At 72.4% G+C, this 20,083-nt stretch carries 19 protein-coding genes and 1 riboswitch; of the genes, 13 read left to right on the top strand and 6 right to left on the bottom strand.

What is annotated here, in order from left to right; genetic code table 11:
* Positions 1 to 9: 9 nt before the first annotated feature.
* A complete protein-coding gene (locus ABD369_RS00555; RefSeq protein WP_344634125.1) occupies positions 10 to 291 on the bottom strand; it encodes an Lrp/AsnC family transcriptional regulator in 282 nt (93 codons plus the stop codon).
* The gene (locus ABD369_RS00550) at positions 288 to 1,097 is read right to left on the bottom strand and encodes a rhomboid family intramembrane serine protease (RefSeq protein ID WP_344634124.1); all 810 of its coding nucleotides are present in this window, start codon (positions 1,095 to 1,097) and stop codon (positions 288 to 290) included. The genes ABD369_RS00555 and ABD369_RS00550 overlap by 4 nt, the downstream gene beginning before the upstream one ends.
* A 203-nt stretch (positions 1,098 to 1,300) precedes the next feature.
* Between ABD369_RS00550 and ABD369_RS00545 the strand changes: the two genes are divergently transcribed.
* From ABD369_RS00545 to ABD369_RS00520, 6 genes are all read left to right on the top strand, one after another.
* Positions 1,301 to 1,552: a hypothetical protein gene (locus tag ABD369_RS00545; RefSeq protein ID WP_344634123.1), complete on the top strand. Its 252-nt coding sequence runs from the start codon at positions 1,301 to 1,303 to the stop codon at positions 1,550 to 1,552.
* A 433-nt stretch (positions 1,553 to 1,985) separates the two neighbouring features.
* A complete protein-coding gene (locus ABD369_RS00540; RefSeq protein ID WP_344634402.1) occupies positions 1,986 to 3,287 on the top strand; it encodes an NYN domain-containing protein in 1,302 nt (433 codons plus the stop codon).
* A 225-nt stretch (positions 3,288 to 3,512) separates the two neighbouring features.
* A complete protein-coding gene (locus tag ABD369_RS00535; RefSeq protein ID WP_344634122.1) occupies positions 3,513 to 4,538 on the top strand; it encodes a C40 family peptidase in 1,026 nt (341 codons plus the stop codon).
* Between the two features lie 304 nt (positions 4,539 to 4,842).
* Positions 4,843 to 5,005, top strand: a riboswitch (cyclic di-AMP (ydaO/yuaA leader).
* Positions 5,006 to 5,066: 61 nt separating this feature from the next.
* Positions 5,067 to 6,122, top strand: coding sequence for a C40 family peptidase (locus ABD369_RS00530; protein WP_344634121.1), 1,056 nt, complete (start codon positions 5,067 to 5,069; stop codon positions 6,120 to 6,122).
* Positions 6,123 to 6,314: 192 nt separating this feature from the next.
* Positions 6,315 to 7,379, top strand: coding sequence for a C40 family peptidase (locus ABD369_RS00525; protein WP_344634120.1), 1,065 nt, complete (start codon positions 6,315 to 6,317; stop codon positions 7,377 to 7,379).
* Between the two features lie 59 nt (positions 7,380 to 7,438).
* A complete protein-coding gene (locus ABD369_RS00520; protein WP_344634119.1) occupies positions 7,439 to 8,665 on the top strand; it encodes a hypothetical protein in 1,227 nt (408 codons plus the stop codon).
* 75 nt (positions 8,666 to 8,740) lie between these two features.
* Here ABD369_RS00520 and ABD369_RS00515 read toward each other — a convergent pair whose 3' ends face one another.
* Complete coding sequence (locus tag ABD369_RS00515) at positions 8,741 to 10,099, bottom strand: glycosyltransferase 87 family protein (RefSeq protein ID WP_344634118.1); 1,359 nt, start codon at positions 10,097 to 10,099, stop codon at positions 8,741 to 8,743.
* 184 nt (positions 10,100 to 10,283) lie between these two features.
* On the opposite strand from ABD369_RS00515, the gene ABD369_RS00510 reads away from it, so the two are divergent.
* On the top strand, positions 10,284 to 11,420 hold the full coding sequence (locus ABD369_RS00510; RefSeq protein WP_344634117.1) for a glycosyltransferase family 4 protein: 1,137 nt from the start codon (positions 10,284 to 10,286) through the stop codon (positions 11,418 to 11,420).
* Positions 11,421 to 11,548: 128 nt separating this feature from the next.
* Here the strand turns inward: ABD369_RS00510 and ABD369_RS00505 are convergent, their stop codons facing one another.
* On the bottom strand, positions 11,549 to 13,342 hold the full coding sequence (locus ABD369_RS00505; RefSeq protein WP_344634116.1) for an AMP-dependent synthetase/ligase: 1,794 nt from the start codon (positions 13,340 to 13,342) through the stop codon (positions 11,549 to 11,551).
* Between the two features lie 301 nt (positions 13,343 to 13,643).
* On the opposite strand from ABD369_RS00505, the gene ABD369_RS00500 reads away from it, so the two are divergent.
* The 5 genes from ABD369_RS00500 (at position 13,644) to ABD369_RS00480 (ending at position 17,635) form a co-directional block, all read left to right on the top strand.
* Complete coding sequence (locus ABD369_RS00500) at positions 13,644 to 14,075, top strand: SRPBCC family protein (RefSeq protein ID WP_344634115.1); 432 nt, start codon at positions 13,644 to 13,646, stop codon at positions 14,073 to 14,075.
* A gap of 10 nt (positions 14,076 to 14,085) precedes the next feature.
* Entirely contained in the window at positions 14,086 to 15,261 is a 1,176-nt protein-coding gene (locus tag ABD369_RS00495) for an ArsA family ATPase (RefSeq protein WP_344634114.1), read from the top strand.
* A 22-nt stretch (positions 15,262 to 15,283) separates the two neighbouring features.
* Entirely contained in the window at positions 15,284 to 15,586 is a 303-nt protein-coding gene (locus ABD369_RS00490; protein ID WP_344634113.1) for a DUF5304 family protein, read from the top strand.
* 196 nt (positions 15,587 to 15,782) lie between these two features.
* Positions 15,783 to 16,724 carry an ROK family glucokinase gene (locus ABD369_RS00485; RefSeq protein ID WP_344634112.1) on the top strand — a complete coding sequence of 314 codons (942 nt, stop codon included), beginning with the start codon at positions 15,783 to 15,785 and terminating at the stop codon, positions 16,722 to 16,724.
* 152 nt (positions 16,725 to 16,876) lie between these two features.
* Entirely contained in the window at positions 16,877 to 17,635 is a 759-nt protein-coding gene (locus tag ABD369_RS00480; protein WP_344634111.1) for an endonuclease/exonuclease/phosphatase family protein, read from the top strand.
* Position 17,636: 1 nt separating this feature from the next.
* Here ABD369_RS00480 and ABD369_RS00475 read toward each other — a convergent pair whose 3' ends face one another.
* Both ABD369_RS00475 and ABD369_RS00470 read right to left on the bottom strand, forming a co-directional pair.
* Positions 17,637 to 18,218, bottom strand: coding sequence for a hypothetical protein (locus tag ABD369_RS00475; protein WP_344634110.1), 582 nt, complete (start codon positions 18,216 to 18,218; stop codon positions 17,637 to 17,639).
* 30 nt (positions 18,219 to 18,248) lie between these two features.
* Entirely contained in the window at positions 18,249 to 19,037 is a 789-nt protein-coding gene (locus tag ABD369_RS00470) for an alpha/beta hydrolase (RefSeq protein WP_344634109.1), read from the bottom strand.
* Positions 19,038 to 19,270: 233 nt separating this feature from the next.
* Here ABD369_RS00470 and ABD369_RS00465 point away from each other — a divergent pair, with 233 nt between their 5' ends.
* The gene (locus tag ABD369_RS00465) at positions 19,271 to 20,059 is read left to right on the top strand and encodes a lysophospholipid acyltransferase family protein (protein WP_344634401.1); all 789 of its coding nucleotides are present in this window, start codon (positions 19,271 to 19,273) and stop codon (positions 20,057 to 20,059) included.
* The last annotated feature ends 24 nt before the right edge of the window (positions 20,060 to 20,083 follow it).

The raw sequence follows: 20,083 nt of genomic DNA, 5'->3' as shown, positions 1-20,083 counted from the left end.
GGCGCCGGGCTACTCGTCGAGGCCCAGGGCGAAGGCGGCCTCCAGGTCGTGCTGGGAGTAGGTGCGGAAGGCGATCTGGGTCTGGGTGTCCAGCACTCCGGGGACCTTGTTGAGCTTGCCGGGGATCACCGCGGCCAGATCGTCGTGCCGCCGCACCCGCACCATCGCCACCAGGTTGTAGCCGCCGGTCACCGAGTACACCTCGCTGACGCCCTCAAGGGCGGCGATGGCCTCGGCGATCTCGGGGATCCGGTCGACGCTGGTCTTGATGAGAACGATCGCGGTGATCACTCGTCGGCTCCTGTCCGTGGGGAGGGGGCCAGCGTATCGGGGCGGGCCAGGGTCACTGCCCAGGTAGCCAGGTAGCCGGTGGCGAAGCCGATCACGTGCACCAGGTAGGCGACCTCGGTGCCGCCCGTGTGCACCGACCACCACTGCAGCGCGAACCACAGTCCGAGCACCAGCCAGGCGGGGAACCGCAGCGGCAGGAAGAACAGCAGCGGTACCAGCGCGGTGACCCGGGCTCTCGGGTAGAGCCGCAGATAGGCGCCGAGCACTCCGGAGATCGCGCCCGAGGCGCCGACCAGCGCGCGCACCGCCTCCGGCGAGTGCGCCTGGGCAGCTGCGTAGCCGTAGGTGGCCAGCGCGCCGACGGCGAGGTAGCCGAGCAGGAAGCGGAACCGGCCGAAGCGCTCCTCGACGCCGGGGCCGAAGACGAAGAGGAAGAGCATGTTGCCGAGCAGGTGCAGCCATCCGGCGTGGATGAAGAAGGAGGTGAGCACCGAGAGGGCGGGGATCTTGCCCGGGGTCGGGGAGAGCCGGCAGCCGGGAACGGCCGGCGGCAGGGTGGCCAGCTGGGCGGCGGTCAGCGGGCGGTTGGCGACCAGTTCGGCGGGCACCGCGCCCCAGCGCTGCTCGTAGCGCTGTTCGGCGCAGATCCGGTTCGGGCCGGTGCCGTAGCCCGGACTGAGGCCGAGGCTGGGGCCGACCAGCAGCAGCACCGCGCTGGCCGCGATCAGGGCGAGGGTGACCACCGGGGCTCTGGGGGGCGGGATGCCGTCCTGGGTGGCGAGGTGGTCGAGGACGGGAGTCGCCATGGAGACGAGCATTCCTCGGGTGGTCTCGGACGGCACCGAGGTGTACTGCGTGTGGACTAGCCACCGGGCGAAGTCGGGGAGGTCCGTACCGGTGGCGGGCCGGGTGGGGGCAGGCAATAGGCTTGGGCCGCCGTACCGCACCAGCCACCGCAGCCGACCCGGGCGACAGCCGAGGGAGCTCACGAGAGATGAGGACCGCGCCGATGAGCATCGCCGCCCCCACTGCCGAGACCCGCTGGCGCTGCACCCTCTGCGGCAACCTGACCCGCTTCGACGTGACCCGCTCGGCGAAGGTCGTCGAGTACCTGCACTTCGACCTGGCGGGCGAGTCCAAGGTGGAGGAGACCGAGGTGCTGGCCGAGACCATTGAGTCGGTGCGCTGCCGCTGGTGCAACGCCGTGGACCAGGTCGAGCTGGTGGCCCGTCCCGGTGCCGAGGAGCAGCAGGACATCTGACGTCCGACGGCCCCGTCCCGGCATCGATCGCCCTGCGCGCGGCCCGGGCGGGGCCGCTGTCCCATGGGCCGGGTCCTGCCGCCCCCGGTGTGTGACGGGGTCCCGGGAGGGGCACGGTACACGGGACAATTGCAGAGAGCAGTGGGTTTGAGGGCAGCGGCAAGGGGCCGTAGGGGACCCGCAGAGCAGGATCGGAGCCGAGGACGTGGTGGACACAGCGAGGGGGCCGGCCGAGCCGCAGGGGCGTGGGCCCGCTGTGGACCAGGCCGGCGCCGTCCCGGTGGCCGGTGCCGCTCCCGGTCCCGAGACCGAGACGGCGGCGGTCGAGGTACCGGCGGTCGAGACCGAGCCCGCCGAGGCCGAGCAGACCGAGCCCGCCGAGACCGCCGAGACCGCCGAGACCGAGCAGACCGAGCCCGCCGAGACCGAGCAGCTGGACCGGCCGTTGCCCGAGGGGGTGCGTCGCCGGGTGGTCGGGATCGCCGCCGACGCACTGGGCGGACTGTCGCAGGCCGATGTGCCCGGCTCGCTGCGCCAGTACGCGAAGTTCACCGCGGCCCGGCGGGCCAAGTACGCGGGCACGGCACTGGCCGCCGCCCTGGAGTCCGAGCCGCTGTTCCGGCTCCGGATAGCGGACCGGCTTCGGCTGGGCCAGCCCGATCTGGTCAAGGCGCTGGAGGCCGGGAGCGTGCCCGGCGCCGCCGACCCGATGGATGTCGCCGCCGCCGCGTATCTGCTGCGGCCGGCGGGCTGGGTGAGGCTGGTGGCCGAAGCCGGGGAGCAGGTGGAGCGGGCGGGCGCCGAGGGGGCCGCGGCGGAGGCCGCCCGGTTCGTGGAGAAGCTCCAGGAGGAGCTGGCCGAGGTACGGGCCCAGGGGCGGGCCGATCTGGACCGCCAGCGGGCCGACGCGGAGGGCGTCCGCAGGGAGGCGGAGTCGCTGCGCAAGCGGGTGCGCAGCCTGGAGAGCGACACCCGGCGGGCGCAGGCCGAGACACGCAAGATGCAGCTGGAGCTGGATGCGGCCCGGGCCGCCGCCGCCGCCGAGCGCAGTGCGGCGGAGGGTGAGGCACGGCGGCTGCGGCACCGGATCGCCGAGCTGGAGACGGCGGTTGAGGCCGGTCGCCGCTCGGCCAGGGAGGGGCGCAGCGTCGAGGACATGCGGTTGCGGCTGCTGCTGGACACCGTGCTGCACTCGGCGCAGGGTCTGCAGCGCGAGCTGGCGCTGCCGGTCTCGCAGATCCGTCCGGCCGATCTGGTGGACGCGGTGGTGCCCGGCTCGGCCTCGCCCAACGACGTGGCCCGGCGCGGGCTGGCGGAGGACGACCCGGCGCTGCTGGACCAGTTGCTGGCGATCCCTCAGGTGCACCTGGTGGTGGACGGCTACAACGTCACCAAGACCGGCTACCCGACGCTGCCGCTGGAGCAGCAGCGGATCCGGCTGCTCGGCGGGCTGGCGATGTTGGCGCAGCGGACCCAGGCGGAGGTCACCTGTGTGTTCGACGGGCAGGACCTCGACGTGCCGGTGATGATGGCGCCTCCGCGCGGCGTCCGGGTGCGGTTCAGCCGGACCGGGGAGACGGCGGACGAGCTGATCCGGCGTCTGGTCCGGGCCGAGCCGAAGGGGCGTCCGGTGGTGGTGGTCTCCGCCGACAAGGAGATCGCCGACGGGGTGCGGAACGCGGGGGCGCGCCCGGTGTCGTCCGTGTTGCTGCTGAACCGGCTGTCCCGGTCCTGACCAGGAAGTCTGCCCTTCCGGTGGCCCTGTAGGGTCCGGCGTTCACGACAGTCCGGACATTCCCGGCAATATGTGACGGTCCGGTGAATTCCGTGCGGGGGCTGGGGGTTGGCACCGGCGAGGGAGTGGCGCGAATCCGTCATCTTCACTAGGGTCTGGCGTCAAACCTATTTTCCGGAATTCCGCCCGAACGGACGGAGCCAGCAGGAAGAAGGAGCTAGTCCCTTGGCCAGCCACCGCCGTCCCAAGCAGCCGAGCCGCGCACGGGTGTCCGTGCTGACCGCTGCGGCGGCGACCGCGGTCGCCCTGTCGGCCAACGCGAGTGCCCACGCGGCGCCCGCCCAGCCGAGCAAGGACGAGGTCAAGGTTCAGATCGACCAGCTGAACACCGAGCAGGAGCAGGCGGCCGAGAAGTACGACGGCGCCCAGGAGCGGGCCGACCAGCTGCGCAAGCAGGCCGACCAGCTCCAGGACCAGGTCGCCCGCGGCCAGGAGCAGCTGACGCAGCTGCAGACCAGCCTGTCGGCGGTGGCCGGCGACCAGTACCGCTCGGGCGGCATCGACCCGTCCGTGACCCTGATGCTCTCGTCCAACCCGGACGGCTACCTGGAGCAGGCGTCCAGCGCCCAGCAGATCAACCAGACCGAGGCCGACATCCTGAAGGCGCTGAAGGCGCAGCAGGCCCGGCTGGACCAGCAGAAGCAGGAGGCGGCCGCCGTCCTCGCCGAGCTGGACCGCAACACCCAGGAGCTGAACGACGCCAAGGCCCAGGTGCAGCAGAAGCTGCAGGAGGCCAAGAGCCTGCTGAACTCGCTCACCGCGCAGGAGCGGGCCGCCGTCGAGGCGGCCGACCGCGCCTCGCGCGGCGACGCCCGGGCCGACCTCGGCGACCTGCCGAGCGCGGGCGGCTACGCCGGTGTCGCGGTGTCCGCGGCGCTGAGCATGCGCGGGCATGACTACCAGTGGGGCTCGGCGGGGCCGAGCACCTTCGACTGCTCGGGTCTGATGCAGTGGTCGTACGCACGGGCGGGTGTCTCGCTGCCGCGTACCTCGGAGGAGCAGATGGGGGTCGGTGCCCGGGTGCCCTCGCTGGCCCAGGCGCAGCCGGGTGACCTGGTCATCTACGAAGGCGGGGGCCATGTCGGGATGTACATCGGCAACGGCATGGTGGTGCACGCCCCGCACACCGGTGACGTGGTGCGGACGATGAAGGCGGACGCGATGGCGATCGTCACCATCCGCCGGGTCTGACGCCACCGCGAGTCCGGCTTCCCGGCCCGCCGAATTCGTCCTGCGACGCAGGGCGCTTCGGCGGGCCGTTTTCGTGAAAGGCTGTCAGCCGTCGGTATCCGAGCTGTCACGCACGGTCGGTTCACAAATGAACTTGGCATTGACTCAGAATTTTTTCTGACAAGGATTTGAACGGATCACGGTTTCGTTACTAGGGTCAGGACCTGAACCACCGCACAGTCGATCACCCAGCCAGGGTGGCGGCGGTGGTTACCGCCGAGTCCGAGAGGCAGTAGGGGCAGTTCAACTGCCCACGGGGAAGCCCCTGTTGGGGTTGCTGCGGATCGGAGCCGGGGAACCACGTTCCTCGGGGTGAATCGGCGCCAGGCCGGCCGGCCGTCGGGGACGCGGGCCGGTGAGGCGTCGTAGGGCATGTCTTCCAGCCCGAACCCGTCAGCTCACCCGGTAGGCGGACGTAGGAAGAAGGAGTCCGCCTTCGTGGCGTCCCATCGTCGCCCCAAGCCCGCAAGCCGTGTCCGCGTGTCGATCATGACGGCGACAGCCGCGACCGCGGTGGCCATCTCCTCCCAGGTCGGTGCGCACGCCGACCCGAAGCCGACCCTGGATGAAGTCAAGACCCAGGTCGATCAGCTCAACGACCAGGCCGAGGTCGCCAGCGAGAAGTACGACGCGGCCAACGAGAAGCAGCAGGAACTGCAGAAGCAGGTCAACGACCTGCAGGACCAGGTGGCGCGCCAGCAGCAGCAGGTGAGCACCGTTCAGGGCGAGCTCGGCGCCGTCGCCGCCGAGCAGTACCGCAACGGCGGTATATCCCCGACCGTGCAGCTGATGCTCTCCAGCAGCCCGGACTCCTTCCTCAGCCAGGCCGACTCGCTCAACCAGCTCGGCGCCTCCCAGGCCGACGCGCTGAAGCTGCTCAAGGCCGACCAGGAGAAGCTGGACCAGCAGAAGGCCGAGGCCCAGCAGAAACTGGGCGAGCTGGACGCCACCACCCAGGACCTCAAGGCCCAGAAGGACGACGTCCAGGCGAAGCTGGCGAAGGCCCGGGAGCTGCTCGACTCGCTGACCCAGCAGCAGCGCGAGCAGCTGGCTCAGGCCCAGGCCGCCGCGGACGCCGCCGCCCGCGCCTCCCGTGACCAGAACCGCACCGACCTCGGCGGCAGCGGTGGCGGTGGCACCAGCACCGGCGGTGGCGGTGGCGGTGGCGGCACGGTCCACGTGCCGGCGTCGGGCTCGTACGCCGCCCGCGCGCTCGCCTATGCCGAGAGCCAGATCGGCAAGCCCTACCAGTGGGGTGCCGAGGGTCCGAGCTCCTTCGACTGCTCGGGTCTGATGGAGTGGTCCTACGCGCAGGCTGGCGTCTCGATCCCGCGCACCTCGCAGGAGCAGGCGTCGGCCGGCACCAACATCGGCACCGACATCTCCAGGGCCCAGCCCGGTGACCTGGTCATCTTCTACAACGACATGCACCACGTCGGCATGTACGCGGGCGACGGCCAGGTCGTCCACGCCCCGCGTACCGGCGAGAACGTCAAGTACATGCCGGCCACCGTTCTGCCGATCGCGGCCATCATCCGCGTCTGACCTCTTCGCGGTTCCGTCCGCAGGCCCGGCCCCGTCTCCGAGGGGCCGGGCCTGCGGCGTTCCCGGACTCGTCGAGCTAATGTCCGATTAGTGGTCAAATATTCGGTGTTGCAAGGGTTTGGACTAGATCCTCCGGACTCGCTAACGTCTGCCCCCGGACGTTAGCCGAGGACGAATGGAGCAGCCGCCCCGATGTCGATGCACCGCCGTTCCCCCCTGCAGGGCACGCAGCGGCTGGCCCGCGCCCTGGCGCTCACGGCAGCGGCCACCACTGCACTCGGCATGACGCTCGGCGGGCCGGCCCAGGCGGCCCCGGGCGCACCGGGGGAGCCGCCGTCCAAGCAGGAGGTCAGGGCTCAGGTCGACCAGCTGTACGAGGAGGCCGACCGGGCGGCGGAGCGGTTCAACGCCGCCCAGGAGTACCAGAAGCGTCTGCAGAGCGAGGCCGACGGCCTGCAGGGCCAGGTCGCCGCCGCGCAGGACGAGCTGAACCGGCTTCGCGGCGATCTCAATGCGGTGGCCGCCGCCCAGTACCGGGCCGGCGGCATCGACCCGGCCGTCGCACTGATGCTGGACACCGATCCCGCCGGGTACCTCGCCCGGGCCCGCAGCCTCAACCAGGCCGCCGAGCGGCAGAGCGCCACCGTCCGGCAGGTGATCGACCGGCAGCTCAGGCTCGACCAGCGCCGTGCCGAGACCAGCGCCAAGCTCGCCGAGCTGGAGGAGGCCCGCCGTACCCTGGCGGAGAGCAAGCAGCAGATCCAGCAGCGGCTCGACCAGGCCCAGCGGCTGCTCAACACCCTCGGAGCGGCGGAGCGGGCCGGGATGGCCCTGGAGGACGCCAAGGAGGCGGAGCAGCGCGCCACCCGCGGCACCGACCGGCTCGACCTCGGCGACCTGCCCGCCCCCTCCGACCGTGCCGCCGCCGCGCTGGCCGCCGCCACCTCCCGGATCGGCTCGCCCTACGTGTACGGATCGGCGGGCCCGTATGCCTTCGACTGCTCGGGTCTGATGTACTGGAGCTGGCGGCAGGCCGGAGTGACCCTGCCGCGCACCTCGCAGGCGCAGATGTACGCGGGGCGGCGAGTGAGCCTGAGCGAGGCACGACCGGGAGACCTGGTGATCTTTTTCAGGGACATGCACCACGTCGGCATGTACGCCGGCGGCGGGGTGGTCGTGCACGCGCCCCACCCGGGGGCCAGGGTCCGCTACGAGAGCGTGAACGCGATGCCGGTGGCCGGGGTGGTGCGGGTCTGAACACGGACCACGAACCGCTGGTCACCGACCTGCCCCGGCCGACCGGGGCAGGTCGGCCCTTGCTGTCCCGGCGCGGCGCGCTGCTGCTGGCGGCCGGTGGCCTCGTACAGCTGTCCGGGGCCGGGGCGCGCTCGTCGGCCGGTACCGCCGAGGGGGTCGCTGCCGCGGGCCCGCCCGTCCGGCCGCGGATCGAGGCCCTGCTGTCCCGGCGGGCCAAGGCGCTGCTCGGTTCGGACCCGGCCGGGCTGCTCGCGGACGTGGCCCCGGAGGCCAGGGATGTGCAGCAGGAGGTGCTGACCCGCTGCCGCGACCTCCCGTTCGCCGACCTCTTCTACCGGATGACCGACTTCACCGAGCCCCGGGACGCCGACCGGATCACCGTGGCGGCCGATCTCGGCTACCGGCTGCGCGGTGTGGACGACCACCCGGCGCTGCTGGGCCGCACCCTGGAGCTCGTCCGCGGTGACGGCGGCTGGCTGCTGGCCAAGGACGAGCCGACCGGGGCCGCCGCGCTCTGGGACCTGGGCACCGTCCGGGTGGCGCACGGCAGCCACTGCCTGGTGCTGGGCCTGCTGGGGAGCGCCGACCTGGCCAGGACCGCCGAGGTCGTGGACCAGGCGGTACCGGCGGTCGAGGAGGTCTGGGGCGACGGCTGGGCGGGGCGGCTGCTGGTGGAGACCCCGCAGAGCGAGGAGCAGTTCGCCCAGCTGCTGGGCGTCTCCGCCTCCGACTACCAGGGCATAGCCGCCGTCACCACCGCGGCCGCCGGTGCCCCGCACGGCACCGCCGCCGACCGGATACTGCTCAACCCGGACGCCTACGCCGGGCTCAGCGACCTGGGGCGCAGGGTCGTCACCACCCACGAGGCCACCCATGTCGCGACCCGGGCCGACACCAGGCCCTGGACTCCGCTCTGGCTCTCCGAGGGCGTGGCCGACTACACGGGCTACCGCGGCAGGGGCCGCACCGCCCGGCAGATCGCCCCGGAGCTCGCGGGCGACGTGTCGGCCGGCCGGCTGCCGACCGCGCTGCCCCTGGACAAGGACTTCGTCGCCGGCTCGGCCGGTATAGCCCAGGCCTACGAACTGGCCTGGCTGGCCTGCAACCTCATCGCCACGCAGTGGAGCGAGAAGCACCTGGTCTCGCTCTACCGGGCGGTAGGCGCGGCCGACCCGGCGAGGTCGCAGGGGCTCGACGGGCTGTTCCGCGCCCAACTGGGCGTCAGTCTCGACGAGTTCACCCGCCAGTGGATCGGCGACGTGCGCCGGCTGCCGACCCGGCCGTAGCCGGGCCGCGGCCGGGAGCGCTCAGGCACGCGGCGGCGCGTCCACCACCCGCCGGAACCCGTAGCGAGAGCGGCCCTACTTCTTGGCGGTCTCGGGGCCGAGGCCGTCCAGCAGGTCCTGCTCGTAGGCGATACCGGGACGGACCGGGTAGCCCGTCCGCTCCAGGGGCGGGAGGACGACGGTGCGCTCGGCGTCCGGGTCCCGGGTGGCGCGCCACAGGCGGCGGCAGGAGACCAGGGCGGCCGCCAGCAGCAGCCCGTTCCGTACGGTCAGCACCGCCACGCCCCACGGCTGGCTCTGGTGCACCTGGCCGAACAGGATCGGGAACTCCAGGGTGGTGAAGAGGGTGGCGACCAGGATCAGCACCGCGACCGGCTTCTGACTGGTGCCGCGCACCGTCAGGCAGACCGCCGCCACGCCGATCAGCCAGACCAGGTACTGCGGGCTGATCACCCGGCTGGTCACGGTGAAGATCAGCACTGCGGCGAGCGCAGCGTCGTAGCCGGTGGCGGCCTGCCAGCGCTTGGCCCGCAGCCGCCACAGCAGCAGCCAGCCGAAGCCGAGCGCGGTGGCTGCCACCGATAGCCGGGAGATCAGCGGCACCCAGGGACCGAGCAGCTCCAGCGAGCCGTAGTTCATCGAGACCTGGCCCGGCCAGGCGCCCGCCAGCCGGGCGAAGTGCAGCGGCAGCGCGCCGACTGACTCCACCTCGATGCCCCGGTCCCGCTGGAACTTCAGGAACTCGAAGGCGCCGTTCATCCCGGCCGCCAGCAGGAAGCACAGGGTGCTCAGGGTGGCCACCGCGGCCGTCCAGGAACGGCGGGTGCGGCGGCCGCGCGGGGTGCCTGCGAGCGCCAGTACCGGCCAGATCTTCACCAGGCCGCCGAAGCCCAGCAGGATGCCGCCGATGGCCGGCCGGCGCAGCAGCGCCAGCAGCCCGGCCACCGCGACGGCGGTCACCACGATGTCGTACCGGCAGTAGACCGTGGGCCCGAGCAGCGGAACACCCGCCACCCAGACCCAGGCGCCGGTGTAGCTGCGTCCCCGCCGGGCGCCGGCCCGCATCAGCAGGGCCAGCACCAGCGCGTCCAGGACGCCGCAGATGACGAAGAAGGAGACCAGGTAGGACCAGGGCAGCAGACCGGGCAGCATGATCACCAGCGCCGCACCCGGCGGGTACTGCCAGGTCACGTCGTCCAGTGGGAAGGTGCCGGTCTGCAGGACCTCGTACCAGCCGTGGTAGATCACCGAGACGTCGGCGGTGACGTCGGTGCCGGAGATCCGCAGCACCCCGGACGCCATCAGCACGATCAGTACCCGGGTGACCACCCAGCCGCCCGCGAGGCCCCACAGTGCCCCGCCGGCCGGGCGGCCGGGGCGTGGCAGCGCGGTACTGCCGGTGTTGCCGGTGAGACCGGCCGGGACCAACTCCACTGCGCTCCCTCGTACGAATAACGGGCCGTGCGGCTGTGCCCGCGAGACCCCTCGTCCTTCCGGACCGGCACGGGAGGGAAACGGTTGCGGTGCCCGGCCGCGTTCCCGGTGAGCCGCGGTGTTGACCTATGGTACGGATCACCGAGCGGTACACCGAGCACCCCCCGACCGAGCGAGCCGTGGCATGCACAAGACCCTGATCGTCACCAATGACTTCCCGCCGCGGCCCGGCGGAATCCAGGCGTTCGTACACAACATGGCCGTGCACCAGCCCGCCGGAAGCATCGTGGTGTACGCCTCCACCTGGCGTGACGGCAGCGAGGTCCGGCGGTTCGACGCGGAGCAGCCCTTTCCGGTGATCCGGGACCGGACGAAGATGATGGTGCCCACCCCGAGGGTCACCCGGCGGGCCGCCGAGATCCTGCGGGCCGAGGGTTGCGACTCGGTCTGGTTCGGGGCCGCCGCGCCGCTCGGGCTGATGGCCCCGGCACTGCGCCGGGCGGGAGCCGGACGGCTGCTCGGCATGACCCACGGGCACGAGGCCGCCTGGGCCCAGCTGCCCGGTTCCCGGCAGCTGCTGCACCGGATCGGCGCGGGCACCGACGCGCTCACCTACCTCGGCGAGTACACCCGCTCGCGGATCGCCGCCGCGGTCGGCCCGGCGGCCGCGAAGCGGATGGTGCAGCTGCCGCCCGGGGTGGATGAGCAGACCTTCCGGCCGGACTCCGGCGGCGCCGAGATCCGGGCCCGGCTGGGACTGAGCGACCGCCCGGTCGTCGTCTGCGTGTCGCGGCTGGTGCCGCGCAAGGGCCAGGACACCCTGATCGCCGCGATGCCGCAGATCCTGGCCTCGGTGCCGGACGCCGTGCTGCTGATCGTCGGCGGTGGCCCGTACCTGCCCGAGCTGCGCAAGCTGGCCGAGGCCAAGGGCGTGAGCGGCTCGGTGCGGTTCACCGGAGCGGTGCCGTGGGAGGAGCTGCCCGCGCACTACGGCGCCGGGGACGTCTTCGCCATGCCCTGCCGCACCCGCCGGGGCGGCCTGGACGTGGAGGGCCTGGGCATCGTCTACCTGGAGGCCTCGGCGACCGGGCTGCCGGTGGTCGCCGGCGACTCGGGCGGGGCGCCGGACGCCGTCCTGGAGGGTGAGACCGGGTACGTGGTGTCCGGGCGGTCCGCGGCGGCCGCGGCCGAGCGGATCGTACGGCTGCTGCACGACGAGGAACTGCGCCGGCGGATGGGGGAGGCCGGGCGGCGCTGGGTGGAACGCTCCTGGCGCTGGGACCTCCTCGCCGGGCGGCTCACCTCGCTGCTGGCCGCCTGAGCCACCGGGCCTGGGCATGCCCCTTGCTCCCGGAGGGATCCCTCCGGGAGCAAGGGGCATGCCCCTGTCCGCTCAGCCGAGTGCGCCTGGGGTGCGGCAGCCTCCCCGCCGCCCCCGGGGGCGCTCTCTCAGCGCTGGTAGAGGGCCTCGACGTCGGCGGCGAAGTCCTTGAGGACGACGTTGCGCTTCAGCTTGAGCGAGGGGGTCAGGTAGCCGCTGGCCTCGGAGAAGACGGTGTCGAGGATGCGGAACTTCTTCACGGCCTCGGCGTGCGAGACGGCCAGGTTGCCGTCGTCCACGGCAGACTGGACGGCCGCCAGCAGGTCGGGGTCCTCGCGGAGCTCGGCGAGGGTGGCCTCGGCGGGCTTGCCGTTGAGCTCCTTCCACTTGGGGAAGAAGTCCTCGTCGACGGTGATCAGACAGGAGATGAAGGGCTTGCGGTCGCCGACCACCATCACCTCGCCGATCAGGGCGTGGGCGCGGATCCGGTCCTCGATCACGGCGGGGGCGACGTTCTTGCCGCCCGCGGTGACGATGATCTCCTTCTTCCGGCCGGTGATGGTGAGGTAGCCCTCGTCGTCCAGGGAGCCGAGGTCGCCGGTGGCGAACCAGCCCTCGCGCAGGGCCTCGGCGGTGGCGGCCGGGTTGTTCCAGTAGCCGGTGAACACCTGCGGGCCCTTGAGCAGCACCTCGCCGTCCTCGGCGATCCTGACCGAGGAACCGGGCAGCGGCTGGCCGACCGTACCGATCTTCGGCTTGTCGTGCGGGTTGAAGGCGGTGGCCGCGCAGGTCTCGGTCAGGCCGTAGCCCTCCAGGACGGTGAAGCCGATGCCCCGGTAGAAGTGGCCGAGCCGCTCGCCGAGCGGGGCGCCGCCGGAGATGGCGTGGGTGGCCCGGCCGCCGAGCGCGGCGCGCAGCTTGCTGTAGACCAGCTTGTCGAAGAGCGCGTGCTTGAGTCTGAGGATCAGGCCCGGGCCGCCCTGGTCCAGCGCCCGGCTGTAGGCGATGGCGGTGTCGGCGGCCTGGTCGAAGATCTTGCCCTTGCCCTCGGCCTGCGCCTTGGTCCGCGCGGTGTTGTACACCTTCTCGAAGACCCGGGGCACGCCCAGGATCAGGGTCGGGCGGAAGGAGGCCAGCTCATTGGTGACGTCCCTGATGTCGGAGACGTGGCCGATCTTGATCGGCGCGATGGCGGCGGCGATCTCGGCGATCCGGCCCAGTACGTGCGCCAGCGGGAGGAAGAGCAGCACCGAGGCGTCGCCGGTCCGGAACAGCGGCGTCAGACGGGCCGTCACATTGCCCAGCTCGGCGAGGAAGTTGGCGTGCGTCAGCTGGCAGCCCTTGGGACGCCCGGTGGTGCCCGAGGTGTAGACGATGGTGGCGATCGAGTCGGCGTTCGCGACGGTGCGGCGCTCGGTGACGGTGTCGTCGTCGACCCCGGCACCGGCCTCGGCGAGCGCGGCGATGGCGCCCGTCTCGATCTGCCAGGTGTGCTTCAGCTCCGGCAGCCGCTCGCGGATGCCGTCCACCACGGCCGCGTGGCCGTCGGTCTCGGTGATCACGGCGACGGCCCCGGAATCGCCGAGGATCCACTCCACCTGCTCGGCGGAGGAGGTCTCGTAGACCGGCACGGTGATCGCGCCCGCGGTCCAGATCGCGAAGTCCAGCAGCGTCCACTCGTACCGGGTGCGGGACATGACGGCGACCCGGTCGCCCGGCTGCACGCCGGAGGCGATCAGGCCCTTGGCGGCGCTGTGCACCTCGGCGAGGAACTGCACGGCCGTCAGATCGGCCCACCGGCCCTCGACCTTACGGCTGATCACTGCCACGCCCGGATGCCGCTCGGCGTTCTGGTGGACGAGGTCGGCGAGGTTACCGGTACTCGGTACCTGGTATCGGGCCGGAAGGCTGAACTCGAGCAAGACTGCTCCTCGTCTGCGACGCTGCGGGACGGCAGGACGTTACTGCCCGGTATGTGGATTCGACCAGGGGTGTCGGTCCGGTTGTTCCGAGAGTCACACCGTTCGGCCAGGTCTGGCGGGATCCGGTCCGCTGCCGTGGGCGAACCGGGAGGTTTCGACACGCACCATACGACAGCGTCGATGTGACCCGCCGGTAGCCGGGATCCGTGCGGCCGGCCCGGAGCCCCGCGGCGCAGGAGCGCCGGTACGGCGCGATAACCTGCCCTGGGCGCACATCGGAAGAGACGCGGAGGACCGTTCCATGGCGGAACACACCAGGTCGAGCATCACCATCGCCGCGACCCCGGCCGAGGTGATGGCCGTGATCGCGGACTTCGCCGCCTACCCGGCGTGGACCGGAGAGGTCAAGGAGATCGAGGTCCTGGAGAGCGCCGAGGGCGGCCGCGCCACCCAGGTCCGCCTGCTGCTCGACGCCGGGGCGATCCGCGACGAGCACGTCCTCGCCTACACCTGGGACGACGACCGCGAGGTGTCCTGGACGCTGGTCAAGAGCCAGATGCTGCGCGCCCTGGACGGCTCCTACACCCTGGCTCCGGTCAGGGGCGGCACCGAGGTCACCTACCAGCTCGCCGTGGATGTCAAGATCCCGATGCTCGGCATGATCAAGCGCAAGGCGGAGAAGGTCATCATCGACCGGGCGCTCGCCGGACTGAAGAAGCGCGTCGAGGACTGAGGCGGCGGCGGTGCGGACGATCCTGGTCAGCGGAGACGGCTCGGCACTGATCGCCGCGGCCACCGCCCTGCACGCCGCCGGCCAGGGCCGGCGCACCCTGCTGCTCGCCGCCGACGACCCGCACCGCACCCTGGACGCCGCCCTCGGCGTCCGGCTCACCGGGCTGCCCACCCCGTACGCCGAGCACCTCGCCGTCGCCCGGGTCGACGAGCAGGAGACCTTCCGGGCCGCGCTGGACGGCTTCGGCGGCCGCCTCGGTCCCGCGCTCGACCTGATCGGCGCCGCCCCGCTCGACCCCGAGGAGCTCACCCCGCTCCCGGGTACCGGCCGGCTCGCCCTGCTGCGCGCACTGCGCTCCGCCGACGCCGAGGTGCTGGTGGTCGCCGCCCCCGCCCCGGCGGAGCTGATCGCCACCCTGGCACTGCCCGAACAGCTCGCCCGCTATCTCGACCGGCTGCTGCCCGAGCAGCGCCAGGCCGCCCGCGCGCTGCGTCCGCTGCTGGCGGCCGTCGCCGGGGTGCCGATGCCCGCCGACTGGCTCTTCGAGGCCCGGGCCAAGGCCGCCGCCGTGCTCGCCGAGGCCCGTGCCGCGGTGGAGCACCCGGGCACCTCCGTCCGCCTGGTGGTGGACGCCGGCCACCACAGCCTTGACGAACTGCGCCGGATCCGAGCCGGGTTCGCGCTGTACGGCCAGCGATTGGACGCCGTGGTCGCCCACCGTGCGCTGCCCGCCGCCGTGTTGGAGTCGCCCGACCCCTGGCTTGCCGCCGAGGCCGCCCGTGAGCGCGACCGGCTCGCCGAACTGGCCCGGGAGCTCGGCGACTTGCCGCTGCTGGTGGGCCGCCGGCCCGAGCCCACCTTGGAGGGGGTGGCCGCGCAGCTGTACGGCGAGCGGGAGTTGGTCCCGTACGACACCTCCTGGCAGGTCGTGGACCGGCTGGCCGAGGAGGGCCTGCTGGTCTGGCGTCTCGTGCTGCCCGGCGCCGACCGCTCCGAGCTGGAACTCGTCCGCCGTGGTGACGAGTTGGTGATCGGTCTGGGTGGCTACCGGCGGATCCTGCCGCTGCCCTCCGCGCTGCGCCGCTGCACCGTGCAGGGCGCCGGAATGGCCGAGGGCGTGCTCTCGATCCGCTTCGCGCCGGACCCGGCGCTCTGGCCGACCGGCTGGTCCCAGGGCATCGGGTAGCGTCTCGGGCACGGTGGCCGCGGTGGCCGCCCCAGCAGAGAGGCGCCCGATGGCCGAGGAGAAGACCGACCAGCCCTTCACCGGTGAGTTCGGCCCGCTGGTCGAGGAGGTCCGCCGGTTCGCCGTCGCGGTGGGGGAGAAGGCCCAGGAGGTCGGCAGCCGGCTGCGGGAGCAGAACCCCGAGGTGTACGGACACCTGGCCGCCGCGGGCGGCGAACTGCTCGCCGCCTACCGGGCCGCCGTCTCGGGCCACGAGCGCCGCTGGTCCGCCCCCGGGCAGCCGGACTCGGAGCGCATCGACCTCGACGGCCCATCGGACAATTAGTGAAAACGCGGGTCATAACCGGTGATGGCTCGGCTTCGTAACGTTACCGACCGGGGCATAACGTACGACTTTTGAAAGCGCACAGCCGAGATCCCAGGAAAATGTCTTCGGATAATGTATGCAGCGCGGTGTACGCGAGCACCGTTGTCCGGGTACCGTTCGAGGCAGCGGGAACGAGTGAATAGCTGAGGGACACATGGCTCTGACCATCGGCGTCGATGTCGGCGGCACCAAGATCGCGGCCGGCGTGGTCGACGAGAACGGCGAGATTCTCGCCCGGACCCGGGTACCCACCCCTGCCGACCCCCAGTGGGCGGTCGATGCCATCGCCCAGGCCGTCCGTGAACTCAAGGACCAGCACCCGGACGTGACCGCCGTCGGTGTCGGTGCCCCCGGCTTCGTCGACCGCGACCGCTCCACGGTGATCTTCGCTCCGAACATCGCCTGGGAGAACGAGCCCCTGCGGGGCCGGATCGAGGAGCTCACCGGCCTGCGCGCGGTGGTCGAGAACGACGCCAACTGCGCCGCCTGGGCCGAGTTCCGCTTCGGCGCCGCGGCCGCGTACGAGGACATGGTCCTGATCACCGTCGGCACCGGTATCGGCGGTGGCATCGTGCTGGACGGTCGCCTGCACCGCGGCCGCTTCGGCGTGGCCGGCGAGATCGGTCACCTCAACATGGTCCCGGACGGCCTGTCCTGCGGCTGCGGCGGCAAGGGCTGCTGGGAGCAGTACGGCTCCGGGCGCGCGCTGCGCCGGTACGGACGGGAGCGCGCCGCCGCCGACCGGGTGCGGGGCAAGTGGATGCTCGACCTCAACGACGGGGTTGCCGAGACCATCCGCGGCATCCACATCACCGAGGCCGCCGAGGGGGGCGACCCGCTCGCTCTGGAGTGCTACGAGGAGCTCGCCGACTGGCTGGGCCGGGGCATGGCAGACCTGGCCGCACTCTTCGACCCGGCGGTCTTCGTCCTCGGCGGCGGGGTCTCCGACTCCGGCCGGCTGCTGCTCGACCCGGTCGCCAAGGCGTTCGAGAAGTACCTGACGGGCGGGGTGCACCGCCCGCGCGCCGAGGTCGTGCTGGCCTCGATGGGCTCCGCCGCCGGCATCGCCGGTGCGGCCGACCTGGCGCGGATCTGACGCTTGGGGCCGGGCCCGCCGAGAGGGCCTCGAATCCGCGGGAACCGCGCGAGCAGCCGTACGCGGCCGCTCGCGCGGTTCGCGTTCTCTGACGCCGGACCGCCGACCGGGTGCCCCTGGTGCGCCCCCGGGCGGTGGCCGATCATGGAGGCATGCCGCTTCCTCCGCTGCCCGCCTCCGGGGACGAGCCCGACGGCGGTCGGCGCGTCCGCCTGCTGAGCTACAACATCCGTTCGCTGCGGGACGACCGCCGGGCCCTGGTCCGGGTGATCCGCGCCTGCGAGCCCGACCTGATCTGCCTTCAGGAGTCCCCCCGTTACTGGCGCCCCGGCGGCCAGGCGGCCTGGCTGGCCCGGCGGACGGGCACCGTGATCCTCGCCGGGGGCGGACGGATCGCCGCCGGACCGCTGTTGCTGGGCCGACCCGGCGTCCGGGTGACCGAGACCAGGGACCGGCTGCTCCCCAAGACCCGGGGGCTGCACGCCCGGGGCTTCGCCACCGCCGTGGTACGCCTCGGCGGCGCGGCCCCGCTGGTGGTGACCAGCTGCCACCTCAGCCTCGACCCCGAGGAGCGCTACCGGCAGTTCGGACTGCTCCCCGGTCAGCTCTCGCCGGGTGAACTCGGCGTCATCGCGGGCGACTTCAACGAGCACCCGGACGATGCGGGCTGGCGGCGCCTGGCCGCCGACTTCCAGGACGCCCATGCCACCGCCCCCTGGGGTGGTAGCTGGACGTCGGTCCCCGAGAACCCGTACCAGCGCATCGACGCGGTCTTCGCCTCCCCGGGCATCGAGGTGCTGGCCTGCGGCGTCCCGCACGGTCTGCCGGGCGTCGCCCCGGCCGACCTGCTGGCGGCCACCGACCACCTGCCCGTGCTGGCGGTCCTGCGGGTACCGCCGGCGCAGGGGTGAGTCAGACGACCGCGCCGCCGTTCGGGTCCGGTGGCTCGTCCTCGTCGCGGTCCTTCATCCGGGCGATCAGGGTGACGAAGCCGCCGAGGAAGGCGGTGACGCCGACCCAGGCCGGCCAGCCGGAGACCTCGCGCCAGACCAGCGCGTCGAAGAGCAGCAGCGCCGGGCCGCCGAGCACCGCGAGCCAGGCGAACTTGGCCGCGGTGTCCGCCTTGGGCAGCGGCGGGTCGGGCTGTACGAAGTGGCCCTCGTCCTCCGCCTCGGCGAGGCCGTAGTCGCGCGGCCCCGAGCCGCCCGCCGGGCGGGGGCGCGGCTGGGGGGTGAACTCGGCCAGTTCCGGCGGGGTGGCCGCCCCGGCGCCGGTCTCGCCCTTGGCGCGGAGGTTCTCGATCTCCGGCCAGTCGGGGTCGGTGAGGTCCACCGGGTCGTCGAACTGGGCGACCAGGGCCGCGAAGATCGCGTCCTGCTCGGCCTGGCTGCCCGCCGCCGGGCGTCGGGCAGGCGTCTCCGGCTCCTTGGGGGAGTCCCCCTTGGCCTCTCCGTCCCGTGGCAGCTCCTCGTCGCCGCCCGCCGCCGTGCTCATCGGTACTGCCTCTTCTGCACAACCAGCCCTTCAGCCCAGGTGGTTCACGGCCTCGGCGGTCGCCAGGGGTGCCAGCCGCCGGATGAAGTCGAGGCTCGCCTCGAAGATCAACTCGGCGTCGTGGTCCAGCGTCGCCACGTGGAAGCTGCGCTCGCAGAGCAGCTCGGTCACGTCGGTCGAGGATATCCGGGCGAGCACCAGTGCGGAGTTGGCGGGGGAGACGACGTGGTCCTGCGGGCTGTGCAGCAGCAGCACCGGTTGCCGTACCCGGGGCAGGTCGGCCTGCACCGTCCGCCACAGCCGGCTCAGCGACCAGGCGGCGTGCAGCGGCGTACGGTCGTAGCCGACCTCGACGGCGCCGTCGAGCGCGATGTCGCCCGCGATCCCGGGAACGCTCGGCACCAGGTGCCGCAGCACCGGCAGCAGCACGCTCGAGGGGTTGTCGGAGCGGACGGACGGGTTGACGAGCACCAGTCCGGCGACGGCCGGGCCGTGCTGGGCGGCCAGGCGCAGGGCGAGCGCACCGCCCATCGAGAGCGCGCAGACGAACACCCGGTCGCAGTGCTCGGCCAGTTCGCGAAACCCGCGGTCGGCCTCGGCGTACCAGTCCTCCCAGCGGGTCACCTGCATGTCCTGCCAGCGGGTGCCGTGGCCGGGCAGCAGCGGCACCGAGACGGTCAGCCCGGCGGCGGCCAGCCGCTCGGCCCACGGCCGCATCGACTGGGGGGAGCCGGTGAAACCGTGCACGAGCAGTACTCCCGTCCGCCCGCCCGGCCGGTGAAACGGTTCGGCACCGGGCAGCAGTGGTGACACCGGCATCTGCGGGCTCCTTCGCGGGCAGCACTGGGATCCGAATCCTTGCACGCGGCCACCGCCGCCGTACAGGCCCGCAGCCCGGTCGGGCCCGGCCCCCGAGCCGAAGCGCGCCGCGGGGGAGCGTCCGGAGGCGAGCGGGCGAGTTACGGCCCCGGCGCGGGTGCACATTGCGCAGGCCGAAAGCATTAGGATCGTCCGGTCCGTATAACAGGAGGCCCGGGTTGTTCTACCGACTGATGAAGATGATCGTCGCACCGCTGCTGCGGATCTTCTTCCGGCCGTGGATGGAGGGCGCGGAGAACATCCCCGAGGAGGGGGCCGCGATCATCGCGAGCAACCACCTCTCCTTCTCGGACTCCTTCTTCCTGCCCGCGCTGATGAAGCGCCGGGTCACCTTCATCGCCAAGGCGGAGTACTTCACCACGCCGGGCGTCAAGGGCAGGCTCACCGCCGCGTTCTTCAAGGGCGTCGGCCAGCTGCCGGTGGACCGCTCCGGCGTCCGCGGCGCCGGCGAGGCGGCGATCCGCAGTGCCATCGCGGTGATCGAGCGCGGCGAGCTGTTCGGCGTCTACCCCGAGGGGACCCGCTCGCCCGACGGCAAGCTCTACCGCGGCAAGGTCGGCGGCCTGGCCCGGGTCGCGCTGGCCACCGGCGCCCCGGTGATCCCGGTCGCGATGATCGACACCGAGAAGGTGCAGCCCCCCGGCCAGGTGATCCCCAACTTCGGTATCCGGCCCGGCATCCGGATCGGCCGCCCGCTCGACTTCTCCCGCTACCAGGGCATGGAGAACGACCGTTTCATTCTCCGTTCCGTCACCGACGAGGTGATGTACGAGATCATGCGGCTCTCCGGCCAGGAGTACGTGGACATTTACGCGACCGCCGCCAAGCGGCAGATCGCCGAGGACAAGAAGCGCGCCGAGGCGGAGCGCAAGGCGGAGCAGAAAGCCCTGAAAGCCCAGCAGGAGGCCGAGAAGACCCAGGCCGAAAAGGACCGGGCCGAAATGGAGAAGGACGCGGAATAGCGGAGAAAGCACGGCAGGGGGGAA

Origin of the sequence: Kitasatospora cystarginea (assembly GCF_039533515.1) — a bacterium.
In the GTDB taxonomy this organism is placed as follows: domain Bacteria; phylum Actinomycetota; class Actinomycetes; order Streptomycetales; family Streptomycetaceae; genus Kitasatospora; species Kitasatospora cystarginea.
Note: the sequence above shows the minus strand (reverse complement) of the source record. Positions and strands in the feature narration are given on the sequence as shown.